Genomic DNA, 19,649 nt, shown 5'->3' on the forward strand with positions numbered 1-19,649 from the left:
TTGCCAAATGGACGTCTTTGAACCCTGCACGGCGGACTGAGTTTCACCATGCGTTACCATGAAATCGGCTCCCGCCGTCCGAAGAACCCGCCAGATCGGCCGTTCTTCGGCAAGGTCGCGCCCTTGTGAAACCACCCGGAGCACAAGGCGTCGCTCTTGACCGAGGGAGGCAACTCTCGCGACTACGCCAATGCCAGTGCGTTGAGCGCGGTCTTGGCGACTCCACTGGCGTTCGGCGCCTCCAATCCCTCGGCAAAAGCGCCCCAGCCGCATGGCAGTTTGACGATCCGGCCGGATCGGCGCGTCACCACGAGACGCGCAAGAGCCAAGATCAGCCGGCGCGAACGATCGATCTACACCGACATGCAAATCAAAACCCCGTCGGGATGCGCTTGCGTTCCGCATCCGGGGTGCACGCCCGCGCTTGTAAACATGGATATCATAGGCAAAACCGTCCAACTGCGCCGGACACGCCGGCGCCGCCACGTCCGCGGCCACCCAAACACGGCCAGCCGACGCTGTCGCGTGCGCACCAAACACCGGATCTCGCGCCGTGATCAAGACGTCGACACCGCGCATAACCAGACCTGCCGCGATGGCGCGCCCGATGCCACGGGTCTCGCCGGTTACCAGAGCGGCCTTGCTCACAGCGTTCCTCCGGTCACCGGATCTTCAACGTCGCAAGCCCCACGAGAGCGAGGATCAGCGAGATGATCCAGAAGCGGATCACGATCTGCGGCTCTGCCCAGCCACGTTTCTCGAAATGATGATGGATCGGCGCCATAAGGAACACCCGCTTGCCGGTGCGCTTGAAATAGAACACCTGGATTATGACCGATAGTGCCTCGACCACGAATAGACCACCGACGATGGCCAGCACGATCTCGTGCTTTGTCGCCACCGCGATTGCCCCAAGCGCGCCGCCAAGGGCAAGTGAGCCGGTATCGCCCATGAAAACTGCCGCGGGCGGCGCATTGTACCACAGGAAGCCAAGCCCGCCGCCAATCAGCCCAGCCGAAAACACCAGCAACTCACCGGTACCCGGAACGTAGTGCACGTCGAGATACGTTGCGAAGTCGACCCGACCCACGGCATAGGCGATGATTCCGAGCGTTCCCGCCGCGATCATCACCGGCATGATCGCCAACCCGTCGAGCCCATCCGTGAGGTTCACCGCATTGGCCGCCCCAACGATCACGATCATCGCGAAAGGGACGAAAATCACCCCGAGATTGAACAGCGCGTCCTTGAAGAACGGCAGTGCCAGTTGGTTGGTCAGTTCCGCCGGATGGACGATTGCCGCCAGCGAGCTGGCCGCGGCGGCAATGGCGAAGCCGAGCGCAAGCCGGATTCTGCCAGAAACGCCAGCCGTTTGTTGCTTGGAAACCTTTGAATAGTCGTCCGCAAATCCAATCGCACCGAAGCCCATGGTGACGAACAGCACGATCCAGACATAGGGGTTATCGAGCCGTGCCCAGAGCAACGTGGAAACGATCAGCCCACCGAGAATGAGCACGCCGCCCATGGTCGGGGTCCCAGCCTTGACGAAATGCCCCTCCGGCCCGTCGTCGCGGATCGGCTGGCCCTTGCCCTGCGTACGACGCAACAGGTTGATAAGCGGCCGGCCAAACAGGAAACCGAAGAGCAACGCGGTGAAGAACGCGCCACCCGTTCGAAAGGTGATGTAGCGAAAGAGGTTATAGATATCCCCGCCGTCTGAAAATGTTGTCAGCCAATAGAGCATCTGCCCCTGCCCCTCATGTTTCGTCCGGGCTCGATTGGCCCAGTTTGCGGATCGCCTCAACCACGCGCGCCAGCCGGATTCCGAGCGACCCCTTGACCAGCACGATGTCCCCGGCGTCGAGGATTTGATGCACCTCCGCGGCCATGGCCGCGCTGTCCTCGCGCCACCGTCCGCGACGTTCCCTTGGCAACGCCTCCCAGAGTGCGCGCATCCGATCGCCGACGCAATGCAGGACGTCGATCTGTTCCAAAGCCGGATGTGTCGCGAGTGCCGCGTGAAGCTCGTGTTCGGTCGGCCCGAGTTCCAGCATGTCGCCCAATATGGCAATCCGGCGTCCACGCGCGACGCGCCCGACACCATCGACCGGTGCAATTGCGGCAAGCATGTCGAGCGCCGCCCCCACGGAAGCCGGGTTGGCGTTGTAGGAATCGTCGATGAGATCCAGGCTCATGCCGTCGTGCACGATGTCGAGCGTGACCACCTCTCGCGCCCCACGTCCCTCGTAGGGTGCCCAACGCCCCAGATCACCAGCCGCTAAGGCCATGTCGGCTCCAAGCGCCGTGGCCACGGCGAGCGCAGCAAGCCCGTTCATCGCGAAATGCCGCCCCGGCGAACGCAGTTTGAAGAGGATCGGATGAGCCGCACCGTCCGGCCCGGTCAAGCGCGCCTGCACGATCGTCTGGTCGCCTCTCGTGGCGCACTCCAGGAGTTTGGCCTCCGCCCCATCCGTGCCGAAACCGAGAATGCGGGCCTGCCGGGCTTTCGCTGCATCGAAGAGGATCGGCGCGGTGGGGATATCTGCATTCAGAACGGCAACACCGCCCGGCCTCAGCCCCTCCATGATCGTCGCTTTCTCCTGCGCAATTCCGCGAAGGTCGTCGAAGGCCTCCAGATGCGCCGGAGCAACAATCGTGACAAGCGCCGCATCCAGATCCGCAAGCCGCGCCAGCGGCGCAATCTCGCCGGGGTGGTTCATGCCGATCTCGATCACGGCAAAATCGCAATCCGCAGGCATTCGCGCCAGCGTCAGCGGCACGCCCCAGTGGTTGTTGTAGCTCTTCTCCGCTGCATGCACCTTGCCTTGCCCGGAAAGAACCGCCCGCAACATCTCCTTCGTAGACGTCTTGCCTACCGATCCGGTGATACCGATCACCTTGGCCCGCGTTCGCGCCCGAGCGGCCGCGCCGAGCGCCTCCAGGCCGCGCAACACATCATCCACGATCAGCAACGGAGCATCAGCAGGGACGCCGTCCGGAACCCGGCTCACCAGGGCTGCGGCGGCGCCCCCGGCCAGCGCATCGGCAACGAAGTCGTGCCCATCTCGCGTGTCCTTGAGTGCGACGAACAATGCGCCGGGCTCCAGCGATCGACTGTCGATTGAAACGGAGCTTGCCTCCCAGCGGCAAGTTGCACGCCCGCCGGTGGCTGCGGCAGCGTCATGGGACGTCCAAAGGGCGGTCATATCAAATGCCCATCCAGCGCGGCGACGGCAACGCTCGCCTGTTCCACGTCGTCGAAGGGAAATACGGTGTCGCCAACTGTCTGGCCCTGCTCGTGCCCTTTTCCCGCAACGAGCAGGGCATCTCCGGGCTGCAGCGCATCCACTCCGCGCAGGATGGCCTCTGCACGGTCACCCACCTCCGTTGCGTCCGGACAACCAGACAGAACCGCGGCGCGGATCGCTGCCGGATCCTCGGAGCGCGGGTTGTCATCCGTCACGAAGGCCACGTCGGCATTCTCGGCTACGGCCTTGCCCATGAGAGGGCGTTTGGCCGTGTCCCTGTCGCCGCCGGCGCCAAAGACGCAGACAAGACGGCCCATCACATGCGGACGAAGTGCCTTGAGCGCGGTTGAGAGCGCGTCGGGCGTGTGAGCATAGTCGACGTAAACAGCCGCGCCGTTCTTGCGGGTAGCCGCGAGCTGCATTCGGCCACGTACACCTGCAAGCTGCGGCAGGGCACGGAACACTTCTGCCGGATCGCTGCCCGACCCGATGGCGAGGCCGGCCGCTACCATGACGTTTTCCGACTGGAACCCGCCGATCAGATCGAGCCGCGCCAGGTGCACAGCACCATTCCAGGAGAACCGAAGGTCCTGCCCGGTGGCATCGAACCGAAGCCCGAGAATCCGCAGGTGGCAGCTTTCGCCGCGTCCGACCCGGATGACTTCCAGGCCCGCCTTTTCGGCAATCCCTGCCATCTCTGCCGCGCTGGCGCCATCCATCTGGATCACGGCGACGCCCTCGTCGGAGAGCACGCGAGAGAAAAGCCCGGCCTTTGCGGCGAAGTACTCGGCGAAATCGGCGTGATAATCGAGGTGATCCTGGGTCAGATTGGTGAAACCCGCGGCCGTCAGCCGGACACCGTCCAGCCGTTTCTGCGCCAATCCATGCGAACTCGCTTCCATTGCTGCATGAGTTATGCCCGCGGCCACCGCTTCGGCCAAAACGCGGTGCAGCGTGATCGGTTCGGGCGTCGTGTGCGCGAGCGGTGTTTCCCAATCGCCTTCCACGCCCGTGGTGCCGACATTGACCGCCGGAACGCCGAGACTTTGCCAGATCTGCCGGGTGAAGCTTGCCACAGAAGTCTTGCCGTTCGTGCCGGTCACCGCGACCATGACCTCGGGCTGTGCACCGAACCAGAGCGCGGCAGCATAGGCGAGCGCGGCGCGTGGATCTTCAACGACAACCAATGCTGCGGGATCGCCGGCAAGCACGTCAGCCGCTATACGCGCTCCTTCCGCATCGGTCAGGATCGCCCCTGCCCCCATCCGGAGAGCGTATTGAATGAATTCTGCGCCATGCACGCGGCTGCCGGGCAGCGCGGCGAAGAGATGCCCCTCTTGCACTTCCCGGCTATCGACCGAAAGCCCCGTTACACACGCCTCGGCCCCGCCCTGCGCGGTCAGGCCAAGGTCGGCCAGGGATTTTGTCTTCTTGTCACTCATGCCTGCCACCCCGCTCGCCAGCGCCCCAGGGAACGCGCTCGAAAACATGAGCCCCCTTTTCCGACCTTTTGGCCGCAGGGTCCACCGGTCAATTCGATGCGCGTATCACGCCTTCTTTTTCACCGGGCTCCGGCATGGGCCTCAGTCCAAGTAGCGGCGCCGTCCGCCGGATGATCTCTGCTGCCACCGGCACCGAGGTCCATCCGGCGGTGCGGCGCGGTTTCGGGCCAGACGTCTCCACCGGTTCGTCCAACGTGACGATCAGCACATATTTCGGATCCTGCGCCGGAAAGACGCTCGCGAAGGTGGCAATGACCTTGTCGTTGTAATACCCGCCACGCGGCTTCGGCTTGTCTGCGGTACCCGTTTTGCCGCCGACGGAATAACCAGGCACCTCTCCGAAACTCGCAGTTCCGCGCTTGACTACTTCACGCAGCATCTGCCGCGCCGCCTTGGATGCCTGTTCGCTCACCACACGCTCGCCATGCTGCGGCAAAGGGTGGCGACGCAAGGTTGGCGTGATCTTCGTGCCACCGTTAAGAAGCGATGCATAGCCGGCGGCGAGGTGAACCGGGCTTGAGCTGAGCCCGTGGCCATAAGAAATTGTAATCGTGCTGATCTCTGTCCAGCGTTTGGGCAACAACGGCTTCCCTGTTGGCGCCTCGACCATTTCCAAACCGGTCGGCTCCAGAAACCCAAGGGAATCGAGGAATTCGCGTTGGCGCTTCGCGCCGATGGCGAGTGCCATCTTCGCTGTGCCCACGTTCGAGGAGTTCACGATTACGTCCGTGACCGAAACCTCGCCGTAGTTCTTGCCGTTGAATTCCTTGATCTTGAATTTCCCCCACTTCATCGGCGCGTTGGCGTCGATGATCGTATTCGCGTTGACGAGCCCGAGGTCCATTGCCTGCGCGGCGGTGAAGATCTTGAACACGGACCCGAGTTCGTAGACGCCCTGAACGGCCCGGTTGAAGAGCGGGCTGTCGCCGGCATCTCCCTCGACCAACGGCTGCGGCCGGTCATTTGGGTCGAAATCGGGCAGTGACACCATGGTCAGGATTTCGCCCGTGTGTACGTCCATCAGAATCGCGCTCGCGCCCTTGGCGTTCATCAGCTTCATACCGCCTTCGAGCACTTCGCGCGTGGCGGCCTGGACCGTGAGGTCGAGCGACAACTCCAGTGGAGCGCCATTGTTGGCCGGATCGCGCAACCAGGCGTCGAATTCCTTTTCCACTCCAGCGGTGCCGATCACCTCGGCCGAATGCACGCCTTCGCGGCCGAAACTCGCCCCCCCCAGAACATGTGAGGCCAGCCGACCGTTTGGATAGAGCCGCATCTCCCGCGGCCCGAACAACAGTCCGGGTTCGCCGATATCGTGCACTCGCTGCATCTGTTCCGGGCTCAACTTCTTTTTGATCCACAGGAACTTGCGTGACCCAGTGAAATCTTCCAACAGCTCGGCCTCGTCGAGGTCCGGGAATACCTGCGCCAGCTCTTTCGCCGCACGCGCGGGTTCCACGAGGTCGCGGGTCTGTGCATAGAGCGAATGTGTCGAGAGGTTGGTCGCCAAGATCCGGCCATTGCGGTCGACGATATTGGCACGCTGCGCCACGATGTCAGAACCGGCGGAAGCCACGCGCACCTCGGAGGGTTCGGCCGCCGCCAGAAGCCCCATTCGAACGCCAATCACAGAGAACGCACACACGAAAAAGAGGGCCAAAACAAAAAGCCGCCCTTCGGCGCGGTGACGCATATTGTCTCGCATCGCCTCGTGGCGCAGGCGTCGGTTCTCCCGTTCAATGGCGTCCGGGTTCTCGCCCTTCTCGCGGGCCGTCAGAATGCGTGCGAGCGGGCGCAGGGGCGTTCGGATCACGGGAACTGCCCTCCATTCTCAAGCGCGCCGGCGATTTCGATTGGCGTGGTGATCGGCAGGGCGGGTGGCGGCGGAAAAGCAACCTGCTCGATCGATCCGAATTGCTCAGGCTGAAGCGGCAGAAGCCCAAGCCGGTCGAAGTTTATCTCGGCCAGGTCGGCGAGCCGGTCGGGTCGATTGAGGTAGGCCCATTCCGCTTCCAGAACTGCCAGCGACTCACGCAATGCACCGATCTCGCGCTTGAGCCTGGCGGAGTCCTTCAATGCGGCCTGAGTCTGGTAATTCTCCTGGTAGGCCCAGAAAGCGAGGCCCATCACGGCAAGCGCGGAGGTCAGGTAGAAAAACGATTTCACGGCGTCTCCTTCCACCAGTCTTTTGGACCCGGCAGGCCCATTGCGGTTCGGTCGAGAGGTGTAATTGGCGCTTCAGTGCGGACGGCGACGCGCAGCTTGGCTGACCGCGCGCGTGGGTTTGCGTCGATTTCACTTTCGGACGGCGCGATTGCCCGGCGCGACAGAAGTCGGAATTGGGCAGGTGTTTCCTCGGCTTCCGGCGCGTAGCGGTTCGCACGGCCAGTGCCGCCGGACCGGGCCTGCAGGTATCGTTTGACGACCCGATCCTCCAGCGAGTGGAAGGTGACGACAGCGAGCTTTCCACCTGGCTTCAGCGCCCGCTCCGCCGCCGCCAACCCACCGATCAGCTCGCCGAACTCGTCGTTCACGGCAATGCGCAGTGCCTGAAAACTGCGTGTCGCGGGATGAATTTGCCCCGGGCGAGGGCGCGGCAGGCATGCAGCCACGGCCTCCGCAAGTTGCAATGTCGTCTCGAAGGGTCGAATGGCAACGATGGAGCGCGCAATGCGCCGCGCCGCACGCTCTTCCCCGTAGTGGAAAAGCAGATCCGCAAGTTCCGCTTCGGACAGCTGATTGACCAGATCGGCCGCGCTTCGCCCCTCGCCGCTCATCCGCATGTCGAGCGGCCCGTCCTTCTGGAAGGAAAACCCGCGCGCGGCTTGATCAATCTGCATGGACGAAACGCCTAGGTCGAGCACCACACCGTCAAGCGGCGCGCCGGCGTGTTGGTCCAGTTCCGAAAATCGCCCCTGCACAAGCTCCAGACGTGCGCCGAACTCCGACAGCATCTGGTTAGCCATGGCTAGAGCGGCAGGATCGCGGTCCACGCCAATGACCTTGTCGGCTCCCGCCTCTAACAAGCGGCGTGTGTAGCCGCCCGCTCCGAACGTTCCATCCAGCCAAAGGCCCGACACGGGCGAAACCGCCTCGATCAGCGGGTCAATCAGGACCGGAACATGCGGCTCTTGAGCATCGGGAGCGCGGGCAGCGGCAGCCATCGTCCTAGATTACCCCACCTTCCAACAACGTCAGCGGATCCACGTCCTCCGGCAGTTCGTCCAGCATCGCCTCGTTCTGCGGCTCGACCTCCTGCTCGTAGGTATCGGGATTCCAGATGTGGAACGTATCATGCGCCGCGATAAAGAATGCCTCGCCCTCAAGGCCAATCATGTCGCGAATCGACTGCGGTAAAAGCAGCCGGCCATTCTCGTCGACAGTCGCCGGATGAGACTGGCCGTTGAAGTAGGCCTCCATCATCCGCCGCTCTTTTGTACCGCGCGGCATCTTGGCGATCTTGGCGTCGACCTCCGCGACCGCCTCCATCGTGTAGCATTCCAGGAAGTTTTTACGGGCTGTGCCGTAGTGAACGACGAGGTTGGGTTGAAGCCCCTCTGTCCAGTCCGGGTCGCCCGCCTCGAGCACGCGGCGGAACGCAGCAGGCACGGAAACCCTGCCCTTCGCATCCACCTTGTGGCGGCCTCGCCCTCTGAACACTCGCGCCAAGGATTGCGCTCCTTGCTGCCTCTCGTCTCTCGTTCGTCCTGAAACGAAAACGGCGGATCAGACTGCTGCCACTGTCTGATCCGCCGCCCTCGTCCCATCTCTGGGTGCGTCCGATCGCGCGTGCCACCTGGGGGGATGTCTGCTCGCTCACGCGTCGGATCTCTTTGTGCCGATGAAAGCGGGTGCCTGTATGAAACCTGACTTTTTGGGGAAGCCTTGGGGTCTTTCGCCCCTTTTTCTCTGCCCGTCCTCATCGTGTGGGATCTTTATGACCTGCCCTCTTATAGAAATCAATAACACATTATCCCACCTTGCCCCACCACGTGCCCCATAAGACACAATCATGCGCGCCTACCCCCTAGGAATAACCATAAATTGTGATCGGCACACAATCAGGCGCAAAATATAGACAGCGATTTTTTGGATTTTTTTCTACTGATGAGACGGAAAACAGCCTCGCGCAGGTGCCGGAGAGAGCGAATCCCACGTTGCGGCCACGAATTCCCATGGGAAAACAGCGCGACTCCGGGCCGCCGCAGGCACAACCCCGGAATCGACGCCAATCCAATAATCATCGGTGCCACGAAATCCCATTTTGGGGACAGCATCCCACGGCAACCCAACCGAACCGACCTCACACAAGCTCGCAGAAAAACAAACGGGAGGGGCGCTCCCCTCCCGTTAAAGCCATCGCCGTCGAGATTGTTGTCAGGCCATGCCGCCGCCAACCAAACGTGCCGCAAGTTCCGCGTAGGCCGCGGCCGCCGGTCCGTCGCCCAATGCGATCGGCGTACCGGCATCACCCGCAAGACGTGTCTCCAATTCCAGCGGCAACTCCCCGAGGAAGGGTACGCCCATGGCCTGCGCCTCTGCCGCAACGCCACCGTGACCGAACAAGTGCGCCTCGTGACCGCATTGCGGGCAAACATAGGTCGACATGTTTTCGATGAGCCCAAGCACGGGCACACTGAGCTTGCCAAACATATCGATCGCCCTTCGCGCATCGATCAGCGCCACGTCCTGCGGCGTCGAGACCACAAGTGCTCCGGTCAGCTTGTAGCGCTGGCCGAGAGTGAGCTGGACGTCTCCCGTTCCAGGCGGCAGATCGATGATCAGGACATCGAGACGCCCCCAGGCCACGTCCCCCAGCATCTGTTGGAGTGCCCCCATGAGCATCGGCCCGCGCCAGATGACCGCTTCCGCATCTTTCAAGAGCGCTCCCATGGACATCACCGTCACGCCATGGGCCTGCAATGGTTCGATCGTCTTTCCGTCGGGCGACGCGGGTCGCCTCGTCGTCCCCATCATCCGCGTTTGAGACGGGCCGTATATGTCGGCATCGAGCAACCCGACCCGTCGCCCCTGCCGCGCCAGCGCAACGGCGAGATTGGCCGAAACGGTCGATTTCCCGACCCCGCCCTTGCCGGACCCGATCGCGAGGATCCGGTCGATACCGGAAAGGACCGCTGGCCCGCTCGCCTGCGGCGTCGGGTGACGCCCCACTTTCAGGTTCGGCGGCGACGCTTTCGCAGCAGCCGGTCCATGCGCTGTGAGCACAACCGAAACGCTCGAAACACCATCGAGCCGCGCAATCGCCGACTCCGCCGCCTGGCGAACGGGCTCCAGGGCGCGCGCGGATTCGGGATTTGCCGCTTCGAGAACGAACTGGACCCCACCGCCCGAATCGACTGTTAGCGCCCGCACCAAGTCACGAGAGACCAGATTGCCACCATCCGGCACAATTATCGCCTCAAGCACCTTGACAACATCGTCGCGCGTGACCGCCATCTGCCCACCTTTCCGCAAGAAACTTCCCGTCAGACCTATAGCGCCATGCCGCAGACGCAAGGCGCGATCAGGCAGCGCCCAAAAAACAGGCTGCCTGACTGGAAATTGGGTCAGTAGTACACATGCAAATGCTGCATAGCGGCATTGAACTTTCGGCTGATTGCGCAATCGGTCTGCAAGGCTATCTTTGGATCAACGCAGCGCTAACACGACAACGGGTGGCGCTAACAACAACGAAACGATGGCTGAAAGGAGTTCGCTCCTGAGGCAAGAGGCCGGCAAGAGTACCGGCGACTGAGCAAGGATCGCGCACCATGGCAACGGCACAGAGTGCATATGCCAGCCCGGCGAGAAAACGGGCAAGGGATGCGGTCAGAAAAAGCCTGGGCCGGTTAGTGCAGTATCGCACCTATCGCCGGACCGTCCGCGGATTGTCGGGAATGACCGACACGGAACTGCGGAAAATCGGCCTCAGTCGCGGGATGATCCGCTCGGTCGCACGAGAGACCGCACTCGCGGCCTGAAATAGAACAACGAGTTCAGAGACCCGTCCTCCTCCCTGGGTCGTCTGATCGGCGGTGGCACCCTCCTCCTCCCTGGTGCCGCCGCCACAGAATACCGCCCGAACGGGCAGACATACGAGGCCATGGCCCCCTCCTCCTCCCTGGGGCACGGTTTCGGCGGCAGCACTCTCCTCCTCCCGAGTGCGCCGCATCCAACAAACGGCGCTCGGAATTCGGACGCCAAGTGCCGGTCGGCACAAGTAGATTGAGTTCAGGAAACCCGTCCTCCTCCCTGGGTTTTCTGGTTCCGGCGGTGACACCCTCCTCCTCCCTGGTGTCACCGCCACGTAATACGCCGGCACGACCGGCAGACAGAGATCAGGAAACCCGTCCTCCTCCCTGGGTTTTCTGTATTTCGGCGGCGACACCTTCCTCCTCCCTGGTGTCGCCGCCATTTTTTTCGTCACAGCACAATTGTCGCCGCCGCCTGCCGCAACACGGTGGGTTTCTTGCGATTTTGCCCCACACCTCGGCGCATAGCGGGCTTGTCGAATAGGGCGTTGAACTCCACCGCCACACGGTAGATTTCATACCCGCCGGGACCGCTAACACCTCCAACGTTAGCGCCCACACTGCGCCAGGGCAGAGCACCGGCGCCGATGTTGAAGGACAGCCAATATGCAACTCGTGTCTCAAGCGACCACTCCCACGGTACAGGCTGGCGCCACGCGGGCATCCGATATCGTGACATCTGTCGGGGTATTTCTCCGCCGAACCGCCGTCTATCGTCGAACATTGCGCGAATTGAAGGCGCTGAGCGACCGGGAACTGGATGACCTCGATCTACGTCGCTCGGACCTTGCCGCAATTGCACGAGGCGTTGCCGCCAAAGCCTGATAATTCACACCCGGAAGCGACTAGCACTTATTGCTACTTGGAATGGCGGACCTGCCTTGGCTCCGCCATTTTTGTTTTCTGGCGCTTAACCCGACCCTCGCATGCTGCATAGCAGCATTGCCAAAAGGAGAGATTGTCGCACCCCGGAATCTGCGTACATTGTGAGGCGAAGGTAGCGCTAACGGAACAATACCGGCGCTACGAAAGAGACAAGATTGGCAGAACGCCAGAGCAGACAGAAGGAAATATGATTATGGAAAAGGTCATCTCCGCCCCCGCCGTCGAAACCGGTATTTCCGGCGCTTTCGAATCCCTGCGCGTGAAATACGACCAGTATCGGCTTTATCGTCGTACTATCAATGAGTTGTCATCCTTGAGCGACCGTAGCCTGTCGGATCTCGGACTGAGCCGAGCAATGATCAAAGGGCTCGCGCACGAGACCGCCTACGGTCAGTGAATTAACGAATAGAAAACGATACCGTTATTCGGAAAACCCCTCCTCCTCCCTGGGTTTACCGAATTGGCGGCGGCGCCTTCCTCCTCCCTGGCGCCGCCGCCATTTTTTTGTCAATTGTACAATTTTGCGCTCCACGCATATCGGAACTGCCAATCAAAGGGCTACCAGATTCTCATGGGGCATCTATGTTGTGAACCAACGAGAGCGCTAACATTTCCTTCACGAAATCGCTCTTGATCACCGGTTCGGGGCATGGGGTCCCGAACATATCCGAGGAAAAGAACCATGGCTTTTGTTAACACTGAAACCCGTCTCAACAACGGTTTGGTTTCCAGCTGGTTCTCGGGCCTGATTGCCAGTTTCTCCGCAAGCATGGAACGCCGCCGTGCGTTTCTGCAAACACGGTCTGAACTGAACGCGATGACCGACCGCGAGCTGTCCGACATAGGGATCACCCGCTTCGCCATCAACGATGTCGCTCGTGATGCGGCACGCATGGCCTGACCAAAGCAGAGACACAGTCATCGGACGGCCGTCTCCTCCCTTGCCGATCCGGTCCCACGGCCGCACCATTGTCCCTGGTGCGGCCGTTGTTTTTTGTGCGCCGACAGGCGCGGCTCAACGACCGTTCGATACAGAAAATGTATGGTGGGAGGGAAACCAACAGGCGATGGGCGGTCTTGCCGCTATTGCACCGCTTCAGGGACGAAACTCGACCGCGCTGTGGGCGACGACTGGCGGCGGCGTGGATCTCTCGCGGCGCCCGACCCTTTCGCAAACAGCCAGAATACTCTCAATGTCGACCGGTTTGCGCAACGCGGCCGCCACCGCCGGAGACATGGCAAAGAGCTTTCGCTGTGAGTAGACCGCTGAGCCAGTCACCACAACGACCTTGCATCGGGGGTTCCGGTAGGTGGCCAGTGTCGCCACGCCCAAAGCATTTTGCCCGTTCAGACAGAGATCAAGCAAGACCAGGTCGAAGCCGGTGGACTTCAGCGCGTCAAGTGCGGCGGTTTCCGTGTCGGCAACGCAGGTCTCATGGCCGGCTGCCTTGAGGGACTGAGCCCAAAGCGATTGAACGTTCGGGTCGTCCTGGACAACCAGTGCTTTCATTCAACTTCTCCGCGACTCGACCGGTGCCTAAGAGACCAGTCCGGGGCTCTTATTTACACACATAATGTCGCAGGTCAAAAGGGCACATCACCGGCCGAGGCGGCTGGAACCACGAATTTCGCGACAACTTTTTTCACGCCCGCTTTATCAAACGCGATCTCCAGCTTGTCGCCCTCGACACCCGTCACCGCGCCGTAACCGAATTTTTGATGGAACACCCGGTCGCCCTGCCCGAAGGCGGAGACGGCGTCGAGGTCAATCACCACGTTCCGGCTTTCTTTCGGCTGGCTCATCCCGCGCATGTCGCCGCGGGCCTGCATGCGTTTCCAGCCGGGCGAGTTGTAGACATCCGCGCGCGAAGCCCGGTCGTGCAGGGTGGAACTCGCGGGTTGTGCCGCCGCACCGAACCCGCCGCCGTAGAGCCCCGGCGGGGTGAGAACGTCCACATGGTCCTCCGGCAATTCGTCGATAAACCGCGACGGAAGCGCCGACTGCCATTGGCCGTAAATCCTACGATTTGCGGCGAAGGAGATGGTGCAGAGTTCCTCCGCTCGGGTGATACCCACGTAGGCCAGCCGCCGCTCCTCCTCCAGCCCTTTCAGGCCTGTTTCATCCATCGCCCGCTGCGAGGGAAACAGTCCATCTTCCCAGCCCGGCAGGAACACGGCAGGGAACTCCAGGCCCTTGGCAGCGTGCAGCGTCATCAGCGTGACCTTGGCTTCCGAATCCTCTGTCTCGTTGTCCATGATCAGCGCGACGTGCTCCAAGAAACCTTGCAGGTTCTCAAAGGATTCCAGCGCTTTCACGAGTTCCTTGAGATTTTCGAGCCGCCCCGGCGCTTCCGGCGTCTTGTCGTTCTGCCAATGCTCGGTATAGCCCGATTCCTCCAGAATAATCTCGGCCAGTTCAATGTGGCTCTGATCGGGGTTGCGCGCCCGCGCGTTCCAACGGTCGATTCCAGCCACCAGTTCGGCGAGCGATTTGGCCCCTTTGCCGGTGAGTCCCTTACCGGCCAGTAAGATCCGTGCCCCCTCCACGAGGTTCACCCCGTTGGCCCGCGCGGCGATTTGGATCTTCTGTTGCGCCTTGTCACCGAGGCCGCGTTTGGGAGTATTGACGATACGTTCGAAGGCCAAATCGTCGTCCGGACTCACCGCGAGGCGGAAATAGGCCATGGCATCGCGGATTTCCATCCGCTCATAGAAACGTGGACCTCCGATCACGCGATAGGGCAAGCCGATTGTCAGGAACCGGTCTTCGAAGGCGCGCATCTGGTGGCTGGCCCGCACGAGGATGGCACATTCGTCGAGCCCCACGGGGCGTAGGCCACGGGTGCCTTGCCCCATGGCCTCAAGCTCCTCGCCGACCCAGCGCGCCTCCTCCTCGCCGTCCCAGTGGCCGATCAGGCGGACCTTTTCGCCCCCCTCCGCTTCGGTCCAGAGCGTCTTGCCGAGCCGCCCCTTGTTGGCGGCGATCACCCCAGAGGCGGCGGCAAGAATGTGCGCCGTGGAGCGGTAGTTCTGCTCCAGCCGGATTACCTTCGCGCCCGGAAAATCCTTTTCGAACCGAAGGATATTCCCCACCTCGGCACCACGCCAACCATAGATTGACTGGTCGTCATCGCCGACGCAGCAGATGTTCTGATGCCCGCCCGCGAGCAGACGCAACCACAAGTACTGCGCGACATTGGTGTCCTGATATTCGTCGACAAGGATGTAGCGGAACCAGCGCCGATACTGCTGCAAAACGTCATCGTGGCGCTGAAATATGGTCACGACATGCAGCAACAAGTCACCGAAATCCACTGCGTTGAGTGTTCGCAGCCGCGCCTGGTATTCAGAATAGAGCGGAACGGCCTTGTGATCGAAGGCGCCGGCCTCGGCCGCAGGTACCGCATCGGGCGTCCACGCACGGTTTTTCCAATTGTCGATAATCGAAGCCAATGCACGCGGTGGCCAGCGTTTCTCATCGATATTGGCCGCGACGATGAGTTGCTTGAGCAAACGGATCTGGTCGTCCGTATCGAGAATCGTGAAATTGGACTTGAGATCAACGAGCTCGGCGTGCCGGCGCAGCAGTTTCACGCAAATCGCATGGAACGTGCCGAGCCAGGGCATCCCCTCGACCGTCTGCCCCAAGTGCCGCGCGACGCGTTCCTTCATCTCCCTCGCCGCCTTGTTGGTGAAGGTTACGGCGAGAATCTCGTTTGGGCGCGCAGTGCCGGTGCTCAACAGATGTGCAATACGGGTGGTCAGCGCTTTGGTTTTGCCAGTTCCGGCCCCGGCCAACATCAGCACAGGCCCCTCCAGCGCCTCCACGGCCTCGCGCTGAGCCGGGTTCAGATCGTCCAGATAGGTGGCTGGCCGCGCCGCAAGGGCGCGCTGCGACAACGGAACGGCGGCCTCGAAGGCCTCGCTTTCATCGAAACTGCTCATAGTGGCAGTCTACGCCGGAGCGACGGCAAGGGAAACCTATGTTCTCCATGTGTTCCTAAAATCCGCCGAGCCAACGGAACTTGCTGACCAAAGCGCGCGTTCCGTCTGCCAAAACCCAGTACCACGGCAACACGTCGGGCGGCTTTGCGTGCTACACGGAACGTCGCGGCCGTCTCGCAAAGCATCACCACTTCATCACGCGATTTGCATTGGGGCCGGTCAATTGTATGGCCGCGCCCGTGGTAGGATGCCACGGTATCTGCATGAACGAACATGCCGACCGTTGGATAGAAAGAGGTATCACGCCCGACTTGCAAACTCTGCAAATTTGCCGTCGGTGGATTAGACGCTTTGCAAATTTTCACTTGCGCTGCGTTGCAGCATGCCTTTCATTGCCAGCCAGCCAATGCGCAGGTCTTTTCGCTCGCACAGAAGGAGGCAACTGTGGCCGATTTCCAGAAGATCCTCGTAGCCAACCGCGGCGAGATCGCTATACGCGTCATGCGCGCGGCGAGCGAATTGCGGAAGCAGACCGTCGCGGTTTACGCCGAAGAAGACAAGCTCTCGCTGCACCGTTTCAAGGCTGACGAGGCCTATCGGATCGGAGAGGGATTGGGGCCGGTGGCAGCTTATCTGTCGATCGACGAGATCATTCGGGTGGCCAAGGCCTGCGGCGCCGACGCGATCCACCCGGGGTACGGCCTGCTGTCGGAGAACCCCGACTTCGTGGATGCCTGCACCGCCAACGGAATCGCCTTCATCGGCCCGAAGTCGGATACGATGCGCCAGCTTGGCGACAAGGCAAGCGCCCGACAGGTCGCAATCGAGGCCGATGTCCCGGTGATTCCGGCGACCGGTGTGCTGGGCGACGACATGGCGGAGATCAAGCGGCAGGCGGCCGAAATCGGCTATCCACTGATGCTCAAGGCCTCCTGGGGCGGCGGCGGTCGCGGCATGCGGCCGATCTACTCCGAGGAAGAGCTTCAGGAGAAGGTGCTGGAAGGCCGGCGCGAGGCCGAAGCGGCCTTCGGCAATGGCGAAGGTTTCCTGGAAAAAATGATCACCCGTGCACGCCATGTGGAGGTGCAGATCCTCGGCGATCACCACGGCAAAATCTACCACTTGTGGGAGCGGGATTGCTCTGTGCAACGGCGCAACCAGAAAGTGGTGGAACGCGCTCCTGCTCCCTACCTGTCGAGCGCCCAACGGGAAAAACTCTGCAATCTCGGCAAGAAGATCTGCGAGCATGTGGATTACCAATGTGCCGGTACGGTCGAGTTCCTGATGGATATGGAAACCGGTGAATTTTACTTCATCGAGGTCAACCCCCGCGTGCAGGTGGAGCACACGGTGACCGAGGAAGTCACCGGCATCGACATCGTGCGCGCGCAGATCCTCGTCACCGAGGGCAAGAGCCTCGTGGAGGCCACCGGCGTGGCCAGCCAGTACGACGTGAAACTCGACGGCCACGCGATGCAGGCCCGGATCACCACAGAGGATCCGCGCAACAATTTCATCCCCGATTACGGCCGCATCACCGGCTACCGGGGCGCGACCGGCATGGGCGTGCGGCTCGATGGCGGGACCGCCTATTCCGGTGCCGTCATCACCCGCTACTACGATTCCCTGCTCGAAAAGTTGACCGTCTGGGCACCGACGCCGGAGGCCGCCATCGCCCGCATGAGCCGGGCGCTGCGTGAGTTCCGGGTACGCGGCGTGGCCACCAATATCAACTTCGTCGACAACCTGCTGAGCCACCCGCAGTTTCTCAACAACGAATACCATACGAAGTTCATCGACGAGACCCCGGACCTCTTCATATTCCCGCGTCGCAAGGACCGGGCGACGAAACTGCTGCGTTACATCGCCGATGTCACCGTGAACGGACATCCCGACGTCGCGGGCCGCCCCAGACCGCCTGCCGACATCCGCGAGCCGAAAGTGCCGCCGTTCAATAACGACCGGCTTGTGCCTGGAACCCGGAATATCCTTGACGACTTCGGGCCTCAGGCCGTGGCCGACTGGATGGCCGATCAGACTCAGCTTCTGATCACCGACACGACAATGCGCGACGCCCACCAAAGCCTGCTCGCCACCCGAATGCGTTCCATCGACATGATCCGGATCGCCCCGACCTATGCCGCCAACCTGCCGCAACTCTTCTCGGTCGAATGTTGGGGAGGCGCCACATTCGACGTTGCCTACAGGTTTTTGCAAGAATGCCCCTGGCAGCGATTGCGGGATATTCGCGCGGCGATGCCGAACCTTCTCACCCAGATGCTTCTGCGCGGCAGCAATGGAGTCGGTTACACCAACTATCCCGACAATGTCGTGCGGGCCTTCGTGAAACAGGCGGCCGATACCGGGATCGACCTGTTCCGAGTGTTCGACCCGCTCAACTGGGTAGAGAATATGCGCGTCTCCATGGATGCGGTGCTGGAAGCAGATCGTGTCCTGGAAGGCTCGATCTGCTACACCGGCGACATCCATGACCCCGACCGCGCCAAGTACGACCTCAAGTATTACGTGAGCCTGGCCAAGGAGTTGAAAGACGCGGGCACCCATATCCTTGGCCTGAAGGACATGGGCGGGTTGGTGAAACCGGCCGCCGCGACGGCGCTCGTCAAGGCGCTCAAGGAAGAGACCGGCCTACCCATTCATTTCCATACCCACGACACAGCGGGTATCGCTTGCGCCTCGATCCTCGCGGCCTCCGAGGCCGGCGTGGATGCCATCGACTGCGCAATGGATGCGCTTTCCGGCAATACGTCGCAGGCGACCCTCGGCACCGTGGTCGAGGCCCTGCGCCATTCGCCCAGGGACACTGGGCTCGACATCGACGCGATCCGGCAAATCTCGAATTACTGGGAACGCGTGCGCCAGCACTACGCCGCCTTCGAATCCGGCATGCAATCTCCGTCATCGGAGGTCTACCTGCACGAGATGCCAGGTGGCCAGTTCACCAATCTCAAGGCGCAGGCACGCTCCATGGGGCTGGAGGAGCGCTGGCACGAGGTCGCAAGGACCTATGCCGATGTGAATCAGATGTTCGGCGACGTGATCAAGGTCACGCCGATTGCGAAGACCGTGGGCGATCTCGCCCTGATGCTGGTCAGCCAGGAGATGACTTGCGAGGACCTGCTTAAGTCGGACACGGAATTCTCCTTCCCCGACAGCGTGAAGACACTGATGCGCGGCGAGGTCGGCCAGGCCCACGGCGGCTTCCCGGATGCCATCGTCAAGAAGGTGCTCGGCGATGAGGAACCGATCTCCGAACGCCCCGGCTCGCGCCTCGCGCCGGCCGATCTGGAGGTAGAGCGCAAGGCGCTCTCCGAACGTCTTGGGATCGCCATCGACGACGAAGACCTCAATGGTTTCATGATGTATCCGAAGGTGTTCACCGACTACGTCGCCCGCCACGAGGAGTACGGTCCGGTCCGGGTTCTGCCGACCCATGCCTACTTCTACGGTATGGAGCCTTCCGAGCAGATCACGCCGGAGATCGAACCCGGCAAGTCGCTGGAAATCCGGATGCAGGCGGTGTCGGACACCAATGAGGAAGGCGAGGTCAAGGTCTTCTTCGAACTCAATGGCGAGCCGCGCACGATCCGCGTGCCAGACCGCAAGTTGCAAAGCACGGTGGCGGCACGCCCCAAGGCAGAGGCCGGCAATCCCGACCACATCGGCGCGCCGATGCCCGGCTCCATCGCCACGGTGGCGGTAAAAGCCGGACAGAAACTCTCTGCCGGCGATCTGATGGTCACGATCGAGGCGATGAAGATGGAAACCGGCATTCATGCCGAGCGGGACGCGGTGGTCAAGGCGGTGCATATCCATCCCGGCGATCAGATCGACGCAAAGGACCTGCTGATCGAATTGGAAAGCGCGCCTTAGCAGCCGCCCACCTGGACCTTGTCGAGCCTCGAAGCCGCGCATGGTCCGGCCAGCCCAGCCGGTCCTCCCCGCAGAACCCGGCCCCGAGTTGCGTGCCGTGCCTGCGCCGCGACGCGCCGAATAACCGGTTTCGCCAATGAGAC

15 protein-coding genes are annotated in these 19,649 nt (G+C 61.9%); 5 read left to right on the forward strand and 10 right to left on the reverse strand.

The window, feature by feature from the left end; genetic code table 11:
- Positions 1-661: 661 nt before the first annotated feature.
- The 8 genes from mraY to ARC39_RS18420 all read right to left on the reverse strand — a co-directional run bounded on the left by mraY (position 662) and on the right by ARC39_RS18420 (position 10,207).
- The gene (mraY, locus tag ARC39_RS18385) at positions 662-1,744 is read right to left on the reverse strand and encodes a phospho-N-acetylmuramoyl-pentapeptide-transferase (RefSeq protein ID WP_068116329.1); all 1,083 of its coding nucleotides are present in this window, start codon (positions 1,742-1,744) and stop codon (positions 662-664) included.
- Positions 1,745-1,757: 13 nt separating this feature from the next.
- Positions 1,758-3,206: a UDP-N-acetylmuramoyl-tripeptide--D-alanyl-D-alanine ligase gene (locus ARC39_RS18390; RefSeq protein WP_068116330.1), complete on the reverse strand. Its 1,449-nt coding sequence runs from the start codon at positions 3,204-3,206 to the stop codon at positions 1,758-1,760.
- Positions 3,203-4,690, reverse strand: a complete 1,488-nt coding sequence (locus ARC39_RS18395) for a UDP-N-acetylmuramoyl-L-alanyl-D-glutamate--2,6-diaminopimelate ligase (RefSeq protein ID WP_068116709.1) — start codon at positions 4,688-4,690, stop codon at positions 3,203-3,205. The genes ARC39_RS18390 and ARC39_RS18395 overlap by 4 nt, the downstream gene beginning before the upstream one ends.
- 88 nt (positions 4,691-4,778) lie before the next feature.
- A complete protein-coding gene (locus ARC39_RS18400; protein WP_068116332.1) occupies positions 4,779-6,563 on the reverse strand; it encodes a peptidoglycan D,D-transpeptidase FtsI family protein in 1,785 nt (594 codons plus the stop codon).
- Complete coding sequence (ftsL, locus tag ARC39_RS18405; RefSeq protein WP_068116333.1) at positions 6,560-6,916, reverse strand: cell division protein FtsL; 357 nt, start codon at positions 6,914-6,916, stop codon at positions 6,560-6,562. The genes ARC39_RS18400 and ftsL overlap by 4 nt, the downstream gene beginning before the upstream one ends.
- Entirely contained in the window at positions 6,913-7,914 is a 1,002-nt protein-coding gene (gene rsmH, locus ARC39_RS18410; RefSeq protein WP_068116335.1) for a 16S rRNA (cytosine(1402)-N(4))-methyltransferase RsmH, read from the reverse strand. The genes ftsL and rsmH overlap by 4 nt, the downstream gene beginning before the upstream one ends.
- Before the next feature lie 4 nt (positions 7,915-7,918).
- Positions 7,919-8,419: a division/cell wall cluster transcriptional repressor MraZ gene (gene mraZ / locus ARC39_RS18415; RefSeq protein ID WP_068116337.1), complete on the reverse strand. Its 501-nt coding sequence runs from the start codon at positions 8,417-8,419 to the stop codon at positions 7,919-7,921.
- A 708-nt stretch (positions 8,420-9,127) separates the two neighbouring features.
- Positions 9,128-10,207, reverse strand: coding sequence for an Mrp/NBP35 family ATP-binding protein (locus ARC39_RS18420; protein ID WP_068116339.1), 1,080 nt, complete (start codon positions 10,205-10,207; stop codon positions 9,128-9,130).
- Positions 10,208-10,521: 314 nt separating this feature from the next.
- Between ARC39_RS18420 and ARC39_RS25390 the strand changes: the two genes are divergently transcribed.
- From ARC39_RS25390 to ARC39_RS26035, 4 genes are all read left to right on the forward strand, one after another.
- Positions 10,522-10,731 (forward strand): DUF1127 domain-containing protein, encoded by a 210-nt coding sequence (locus ARC39_RS25390; protein ID WP_078059353.1) that lies wholly within the window; start codon positions 10,522-10,524, stop codon positions 10,729-10,731.
- A gap of 657 nt (positions 10,732-11,388) precedes the next feature.
- Positions 11,389-11,607, forward strand: a complete 219-nt coding sequence (locus ARC39_RS18425) for a DUF1127 domain-containing protein (protein ID WP_068116341.1) — start codon at positions 11,389-11,391, stop codon at positions 11,605-11,607.
- Positions 11,608-11,860: 253 nt separating this feature from the next.
- On the forward strand, positions 11,861-12,064 hold the full coding sequence (locus ARC39_RS18430) for a YjiS-like domain-containing protein (RefSeq protein ID WP_236545308.1): 204 nt from the start codon (positions 11,861-11,863) through the stop codon (positions 12,062-12,064).
- Positions 12,065-12,349: 285 nt separating this feature from the next.
- A complete protein-coding gene (locus tag ARC39_RS26035) occupies positions 12,350-12,568 on the forward strand; it encodes a DUF1127 domain-containing protein (RefSeq protein WP_068116344.1) in 219 nt (72 codons plus the stop codon).
- Between the two features lie 195 nt (positions 12,569-12,763).
- Here ARC39_RS26035 and ARC39_RS18440 read toward each other — a convergent pair whose 3' ends face one another.
- Together ARC39_RS18440 and ARC39_RS18445 are read right to left on the reverse strand one after the other, a co-directional pair.
- Complete coding sequence (locus ARC39_RS18440) at positions 12,764-13,177, reverse strand: response regulator (RefSeq protein ID WP_068116346.1); 414 nt, start codon at positions 13,175-13,177, stop codon at positions 12,764-12,766.
- Between the two features lie 74 nt (positions 13,178-13,251).
- The gene (locus tag ARC39_RS18445) at positions 13,252-15,612 is read right to left on the reverse strand and encodes an ATP-dependent helicase (protein ID WP_068116347.1); all 2,361 of its coding nucleotides are present in this window, start codon (positions 15,610-15,612) and stop codon (positions 13,252-13,254) included.
- Between the two features lie 444 nt (positions 15,613-16,056).
- Here ARC39_RS18445 and ARC39_RS18450 point away from each other — a divergent pair, with 444 nt between their 5' ends.
- Positions 16,057-19,506: a pyruvate carboxylase gene (locus ARC39_RS18450; protein WP_068116349.1), complete on the forward strand. Its 3,450-nt coding sequence runs from the start codon at positions 16,057-16,059 to the stop codon at positions 19,504-19,506.
- Positions 19,507-19,649: the final 143 nt, after the last annotated feature.

This window comes from Tropicimonas marinistellae, from assembly GCF_001509585.1.
Classification (GTDB): domain Bacteria; phylum Pseudomonadota; class Alphaproteobacteria; order Rhodobacterales; family Rhodobacteraceae; genus Tropicimonas; species Tropicimonas marinistellae.